Annotated in this window: 5 protein-coding genes; all 5 read left to right on the top strand. The window is 45.6% G+C overall.

Annotated features, from left to right (window positions below; all coding sequences use genetic code 11):
- The coding region (locus LBQ60_17830; protein ID MDR2039785.1) for an IPT/TIG domain protein at positions 1-564 on the top strand (564 nt) is incomplete at its 5' end.
- A 24-nt stretch (positions 565-588) separates the two neighbouring features.
- The gene (locus tag LBQ60_17825; GenBank protein MDR2039784.1) at positions 589-3,711 is read left to right on the top strand and encodes a TonB-dependent receptor; all 3,123 of its coding nucleotides are present in this window, start codon (positions 589-591) and stop codon (positions 3,709-3,711) included.
- 32 nt (positions 3,712-3,743) lie between these two features.
- Positions 3,744-5,771 (top strand): RagB/SusD family nutrient uptake outer membrane protein, encoded by a 2,028-nt coding sequence (locus LBQ60_17820; protein MDR2039783.1) that lies wholly within the window; start codon positions 3,744-3,746, stop codon positions 5,769-5,771.
- 26 nt (positions 5,772-5,797) lie between these two features.
- Positions 5,798-6,706, top strand: coding sequence for a DUF4361 domain-containing protein (locus LBQ60_17815; protein ID MDR2039782.1), 909 nt, complete (start codon positions 5,798-5,800; stop codon positions 6,704-6,706).
- Between the two features lie 98 nt (positions 6,707-6,804).
- Positions 6,805-7,794, top strand: a complete 990-nt coding sequence (locus LBQ60_17810) for an Ig-like domain-containing protein (GenBank protein MDR2039781.1) — start codon at positions 6,805-6,807, stop codon at positions 7,792-7,794.
- Positions 7,795-7,817: the final 23 nt, after the last annotated feature.

The following is a 7,817-nucleotide window of genomic DNA, read 5'->3' as shown; positions in this document are numbered from 1 at the left end:
TGTTTGTATTGTGAAGAAGACGGGAATTATTACACCCGCTATAACAGCGGTCAACTGGTAAAGATCGATCCCACTTCATGGGTAGCTGAAATTGTTGCCGAGATACCCAGTGGGATAGCCTATGGAGCCGCATTTCATCCGATCAATAAATATGAGCTGTGGATCGCCTACAGTACCGATGCCGGAAATGTGAATCACAGTCTTTGCCGTGTCGATATCAGGGATCCTCAAAATACATTTGAAAAACTGTCGGGTGCAACTAACGGGGCATTTAGGGACGGACCTTTAGATATAGCCCAATTCAAGCAGCCGCGCCAGATCAATTTCGATTCGGACGGAAATCTTTATGTGGGGGATAACGGAAATGAATGTATACGGATGATCAACACCAATACTATGATGGTAGAAACCATCATTGGTATTCCCGAAAACCGTGGATTTCAGGATGGGTCGAAAGACGACGCCCTGTTCAACCAGCCTCACGGACTGGTGGTGGACGCCGAAGGGATCATTTATGTTTCCGACTATGGGAATCGTCGTATCCGGAGGATAGCTATCGAATAACAATCAACAAATAATTATATACTTATGAACAAAAAAATATACGGTATATTCATTGCTTTGCTGATGGCCTGCTTTACATTATCGGGGCAACAACAGCAAAACTACGTCATAGAAGGGACGGTATATGATGAGACAGGACAGGTGATGCCGGGTGTAACGGTATACGTCAAGGATAAGGTGAATCTGGGAACCAGTACCAATACGGACGGAAGATTTTCAATCAGGGCTTCCCGGGGCGATATGCTGGTGTTTACCTTTGTGGGATACCAGAATGTAGAATACCTGGTTACCCAGGAAGAAAAGAATCTGGATATCCGGTTTTCGGACGAAGCTATTGAAATGGATGAAGTAGTTGTTGTGGCCCATGGGACGCAACGGAGGATATCTTCGCTGGCTGCCGTTACTTCCGTTGATGCCAAGGAACTGCAGGTACCTGCTCCCTCCCTGACCAATATGTTGGGGGGGAAAGTAGCCGGGATCATTACCATGCAGACCAGTGGAGAGCCGGGTAAAAACCTGGCCGAACTTTGGGTGCGCGGTATCGGTACTTTCGGGGCTAATTCCGGCGCTTTGGTGCTCATTGACGGTCTGGAAGGCAATATCAATGACATCGACCCTGCCGATATCGAGAGTTTTTCCGTACTGAAAGATGCTTCAGCGACAGCGGTGTACGGTGTCCGTGGGGCGAACGGAGTAATATTGGTCACTACCAAACGCGGACAGGCCGGAAGGCTGCAGATCAATTTCCGGACCAACTGGTCGCTTTCCCAGATGAGGAAGCTTCCGGACTATCTGGGAGCTTATGATTACGCCATGCTGGCCAACGAAGCTTATGCCATGCGTGGGGAAGAAGCCCGGTATAGTGATGTACAATTGGCTGTGATCAGGGATAACCTGGATAATGACCTTTATCCGGATGTAGACTGGCAGAAGGAAATACTCAATAAGGCTTCCTTCAAGCAGACTTATTATGCAAGTGCAAGGGGCGGAGGGGAGATTGCCCGTTATTTTGTCAGCCTTGGTTTTAGCAATGAGACAGCAGCTTATAAGGCGGAAAAAAACAATCCCTATGCATCCAATGCCGGATACAATACTTATTCTTTCCGTACCAATCTGGATATCAATTTATCACCAACTACCGTCATGTATTTTGGTACGGATGCGTTCATGTCCATCAATAATCTTCCGGGACAGTTCGATACCGATTATATCTGGCAGGCCCAATCCCTGGTTACTCCTTTATTGTATCCGACCGTATACTCCAATGGCCAGCTACCGGGTGCCGGTCCGAGTGAAAGCATCTCTCCCTATGTATTGATCAATCATACCGGGAAAAGGACCGTTCAGGAAAATAAAGCGATGTTTACCCTTGCCATCAATCAGGATTTTTCTTTCCTGACAGAAGGATTAAGACTCAGGGTACAGGGCGCCTATAACCGCAATGGAAAATTTAATGAGCGCCGTGCCACAACACCTCCATTATACAGAGCTTTGGGGAGAAACAGCAAAGGCGACCTGATCACTCAGCTGCAGGTTCCTGAAGAAAAAATATATTATTCCAGAGGTGAAACATCCTTCCGCAAATACCATTTTGAATCAACCCTGCACTATGACCGTGTCTTTGGGACGGACCATCGTGTCGGAGGACTGGTCTATTACTACATCAGCGACCAGAAGGATACGTATGATGCGAGCGGTAGTTTGAGCGCCATTCCTGTCAGGTATCAGGGTATATCCAGCCGGTTGACCTATGGTTTCCGGGATACCTATATGGTGGATTTCAATTTCGGGTTTACCGGAAGTGAGAATTTTACCCCGGGAAAACAATACGGTTTTTTCCCTTCCATTGCCGTGGGATGGGTGCCCTCAGCTTATCAATGGATAAAAGACCAGCTACCCTGGCTTGATTTTTTCAAGATCAGGGGATCATACGGAACGGTGGGTAATGACCGGATCGGTGGTAGCCGCTTTCCATACCTGACCAGGGTATCGACAGGAACTGTATCCCCCTGGGGATCATCAGACATTGAATCGGTTTCTTTGAACCGGGAAGGCGCCGATAACCTGATCTGGGAAAAAGCAGAAAAATATGATGTGGGTATAGATGTACGGATGTTCAAGGAACGACTGTCTTTTACGGTAGATTATTTTGAAGACCAGCGCGACGGGATCTTTAAGGAACGTGTACAGGTGCCGGACTATGTAGGATTGACCAATATGCCGTGGGGGAATGTCGGAAAAATGAAAAGCTGGGGGACGGACGGTAACATTGCCTATACCCAGGAAATCAACAAGGACATGAGTTTTACCGTACGTGCCAATTATACTTTTTCCCAGAATGAAGTGCAGAACTGGGAACGACTGTATCAGGAGTATCCTTATCAGGAATGGACCGGACAACCTCTCGACGGGGTTCGCGGATTACAAAATATGGGCTTTTTTAAAGATGATGACGATATCGCTTACAGTCCCAAACAGAATTTTGGAGAAGTGATGCCCGGCGATATAAAATATAAGGATATCAACGGAGACGGAAAGGTAGACAATGACGATATGGTGCCGTTGTCCTACAAACCGAATTACCCGTTGATGATGTACGGGGCCGGGGGAGAATTCCGTTATAAAAACATAACGGTCGGATTTTTGCTTAAAGGTACCGGAAAAACGGATTACTTCAGTGTCGGTCAACAGGTGTACCAGGGTTACTGGTATACCAACGGCCTCGGCTATGTTCCTTTCCATGGCGGAGAAACAGGCAATGTTTTGAAAAGATTCAACGACCCTAAAAACAGGTGGTTCACCAGGGAATATGCATTGGCCAACGGTATAGATCCTGCATTGGCGGAAAATCCCAATGCTGCATTGCCCCGGTTGACCTACGGATATAACGAGAACAATTCCCAGGTTTCGGATTTCTGGAAGAAAGATGCCCGTTATCTGCGGCTACAGGAAGTGACCATTAATTACAACTTGAGAAATGATTTTCTCAGGAAAATCGGCATTACTTCCGTTGATATACAGTTGGTTGGAAATAACTTATATGTCTGGAGTAAAGTGAAGGATTTTGATCCGGAACAGGCCCATTTCAATGGTCGTGTTTACCCTATTCCTGCAGTGTATACCCTGCAGTTGTATATTAACCTGTAAAAAGTACAGTTTTAACAGATAAAATCATTATTATGAATCATATATTGCAATTTAAGAAATATTTCATGCAGGTATTGGCGGGAATGATGCTTTGTTCGGTAACCTTTTCATCCTGCGATTACCTGAACATCGACCAGTATCTGGATGAAGAAATGAACATGGACACTGTATTCGCCAGGAAAAGATACATCGAAGCATACATGTGGGATGCTGCCGGTCGTTTTCAGGATGAAGGCGCTATTTTTGGGAGTGGTTTGTATACTCCCGGACCGATGGCTACCGACGAGGCTTTCTGTCTTTTTGGAGCTTCTGAGTTCCAGGGAATGGGCTATGTATTAGGGCAATATACTCCGGATAATCCTGGCAATATCATCAGTAGATGGGGGAGCTGGTACAAGATCATCCGTCAGTGTAACACCATCTTTGCAAGAATTGATGAAGCAAAGGACTGGACGGCAACAGAACGTTTGCGCATATTGGGATATACCCGTTTTATCAGGGCTTATGCTTATTATAACCTTCTGTTGAATTTCGGGCCTCCGATCTTACTGGGTGATGAAATGCTTGAAAACAATGAGGAGATCACTTATTACGACAGGCCCCGTGATCTCTATGACGAGGCCATGGAATATGTCTGTACGGAACTTGAAGCAGCGGCGCCCTTTTTACCGGATAAAGTCGGTTCGGTGCTGGAATACGGCCGTCCGACCAAAGGAGCTGCCTATGCATTGGTCGCAAGGTTGCGGCTGCTACATGCCAGTCCATTGTTCAACGGCGGAGCGCCTGCGAAAATGTATTTCGGTAACTGGACCCGGAAAACCGACGGGAAACATTATATTTCACAGACTCCTGATCCGAGAAGGTGGGCGGTGGCTGCGGCAGCTGCAAAACGTGTAATGGACATGAAACACGAAGGATTGCCTATGTACAGCTTGCATACTGTGACGGCAGACGCGAGTACTCCGCCGCTTCCGGTAAATATTCCGGATCCTGATTATACCAATACTTTTCCCGATGGAGCTGACGGTATAGATCACTATAAATCCTATGCGGATATGTTCGATGGGGAAACCGTAATGAATGTGAATCCTGAGTTCATCTGGGCACGGACTTCAAGTTCGCTGACCTCTTATACCAGGCATTCTTTTCCGGTAGCCAACGGCGGATGGAATGGTATGTGTGTGACACAGAAAATTGTAGATGCCTATGAAATGGTGGATGGCCGTACTATTTCCGATTCCAGTACCGACTATCCTTATGACGAACAGGGTTATACCACCTCTCCAACTTCCTTTTCAGGGTACTCGTTGAATGCGGGCGTATTCAATATGTATGTGAACCGTGAGAAGCGTTTTTATGCTTCTGTCGGATTCAGCGAGTGTGTCTGGCCTAATCTTTCCACTACGGACAACTCCCAGAAGAACCTGACCATTACCTATTATTATGACTCCCCGAATGGACGATCGGGAGCGCCGAACCCCAATGACCATCCCATTACCGGTTATGTGCTGAAAAAATATGTTCATCCATCGGATGCGTGGGCCGGCGAAAATGCCCGGCGGGTCAGCAAAGCGTTTCCTATTATACGCTATGCGGAAATACTGATGGGCTATGCCGAGGCATTGAACAACCTGGGTAGCGAAAGTTATACGGTCGATCTGGATGACGGGAATCCGCAAACTTTTTCCCGGGATGCGGCAGAAATCAAAAAAGCATTCAACCAGATACGTTACCGTGCCGGTTTGCCTGGTCTGACCGATGCCGATGCTGCCGATGCCAATCTCGTAATGTCCAAAATAAAGAAAGAACGGATGATAGAATTTATGTTTGAAAACCATCGTTATTTTGATGTCCGGCGATGGGGAGATTATGAAGAATCGGAGAGCGAACCCATCAGGGGGATGAATACCAGTGCTACAAGGGATACTTATTACCAGCGGGTGATCCCGAACAGTAACCGTGTGGGTAACAGAATAATTCACCGGAAATTTCTCTTTGTCCCCATTCCGAAGACCGAATTGAGGCGCCTTCCGTCACTTGACCAGAATCCGGGGTGGTAGAATATTTAACAATTAAAAGAATGAATATGAGATACCTGAATATTTTGATTATTTCCATACTTGTTGCCGGGATATACTCCTGCGACAGAGATGAACTATTCGAGAGGGAACAGTATAAAAAACAGTTTGCCCTCCTGAGTGATGACGGTTATAATGTTTTTGCGGAAGAACATGACCTGAATGAGGCCGAGACAGCAGGATATGTAGCTGCTGCCTGCGGTGGCTCCCTACTGACCGACAAGGATATCAACATCACCATGATCAAGGATGAAAGCCTGCTGGCAGCTTACAACAACAGTAATTATGCCGTGGATTATGAAAAATATGCCCATCTTCTTCCTGAACATATGTATGATATTGATAGTTACGGAATCACCATTCCGTCAGGGGAAAGAACAGGGCGGATGAAGATCCGTATCCGGGCGAACGGGCTCTCTCCCGATTCGGCTTATTTTATCCCGCTTAGGGTGAATTCATTCGATGCCTATGAATTGAATCCTGAGAAAAATACAGTGATGTACCGCGTATTCCTGAAAAATTACTATGCCACCCAAAAGACGGCGACTTATTATAGTTTCAGGGGTAAGCGTGATGGGGTGAATGCAATGGGTACCAAGCAGGTATTTCCCGTATCCGGAAATAAAGTGAGGGTTGTAGCCGGCGGGGTAACTTATGAATCGAAGTTAGCCCTGATCAGGGACGCATGCATTGTGCTGGAAGTGGATGAAGACAATAATGTAACCATTACTCCCTGGAAAGACATCAGGGTAACCCAGATCGATGACGATCCTGATTTTCCGAATATTTTCATGATTGAGAATGATGGCTATAAAACGTATAAGACATTCCTTCTCCGTTATGATTATGTATATCGCGGGCAAAAGTATGTCATGCAGGAAGAATTGAGATTAGAATTTAAAGAAAATCAAGAATAACAGGAATAGATATGGAACCCTCATGAGCAAAAGCTCGCCAAAGAATGAATATTAAAATGAGGGTCCCATATGACCATTAAAAAATAAATTATATACATATGAAAACAAAAATTATTTTTCAATGTTGTATTCTTTTGTTGATCGCTGCTACGTGGGGATGTAAGGAATATCCTGAATATGATATAGAGAATCCTCCGTTTATCGATCATAGTTCTGCAACGTTATATATTGACGATCAGATACAATTGACTGTAAGTCCGGTTGGTGATGATTATCACTGGTCGAGCGATAATGACAGTGTTGCCACAGTAAGCCAGACCGGATTGGTAACGGCCCGTAAAGAGGGTTTTTCCATCATATCCGTAACTTCAGGTAAAAATATGGCTACTATGGAGGTGACTGTCAGGGAATTTGTAGCTTTGGAAAATTTTATTCTTTCAGCCGATTCCATCGTTACTAATACGGACGGTACCTATCAGATGTCTATTCAACTGATTCCGGAAAATACCACCGAAAATGTCGTATGGGCCTCTGATGATCCAAGTGTCGCCCTGGTCACTCAGGGAGGGGTCATCACCGGTCAATACGGCGGACTTACTACTGTTACCGTCAAAGGCGGAAATATCACAAAGGAGATTATTGTGAATAATTTCGGGTTATGTGATAAATACGGATGGTCTGTTGAGGTTTCAGACGAAAGAGCCAGTGACGGAGGAGGAAAAGACCGGATCATTGATGGAAGTTATTCGGATAGTCAATACTGGCATTCATCCTGGAGTCCCAATGTCCCATTACCTCACTGGGCCGTTATCGATATGACGGAGAGTAAAACCGTAAGGCGGGTATTTACCCAACGGCGCAGCAACGGAGATACAAAAGACCTTCAATATTTTATAGGTGATGATCCGGATCCGGATGCTACTACCTGGACAAAAATCACGGAAGGTGCTTTCCCATCCCAAAGCGCACCACATACAATAACACTTGACGTTGTGGAACCAAAGAGCGGACGGTATCTGAAACTTTTGATGCAGCAGTCATACAGGGATCCTTTTATCGGAATCTGTGAAATAGATGTGTATGAATAAATAGAGAAGTATTTTAATGTATG

It is taken from the genome of Bacteroidales bacterium (assembly GCA_031275285.1).
Taxonomy (GTDB): Bacteria; Bacteroidota; Bacteroidia; order Bacteroidales; family UBA4181; genus JAIRLS01.
This window is presented reverse-complemented; position numbering and strand designations above follow the sequence as displayed.

Bases quoted from the DNA above. Each gene is read 5' to 3' on its own strand.
- LBQ60_17810 (MDR2039781.1), top strand. From the start codon at position 6,805: ATGAAAACAAAAATTATTTTTCAATGTTGTATTCTTTTGTTGATCGCT.
- LBQ60_17820 (MDR2039783.1), top strand. From the start codon at position 3,744: ATGAATCATATATTGCAATTTAAGAAATATTTCATGCAGGTATTGGCG.
- LBQ60_17825 (MDR2039784.1), top strand. From the start codon at position 589: ATGAACAAAAAAATATACGGTATATTCATTGCTTTGCTGATGGCCTGC.
- LBQ60_17815 (MDR2039782.1), top strand. From the start codon at position 5,798: ATGAGATACCTGAATATTTTGATTATTTCCATACTTGTTGCCGGGATA.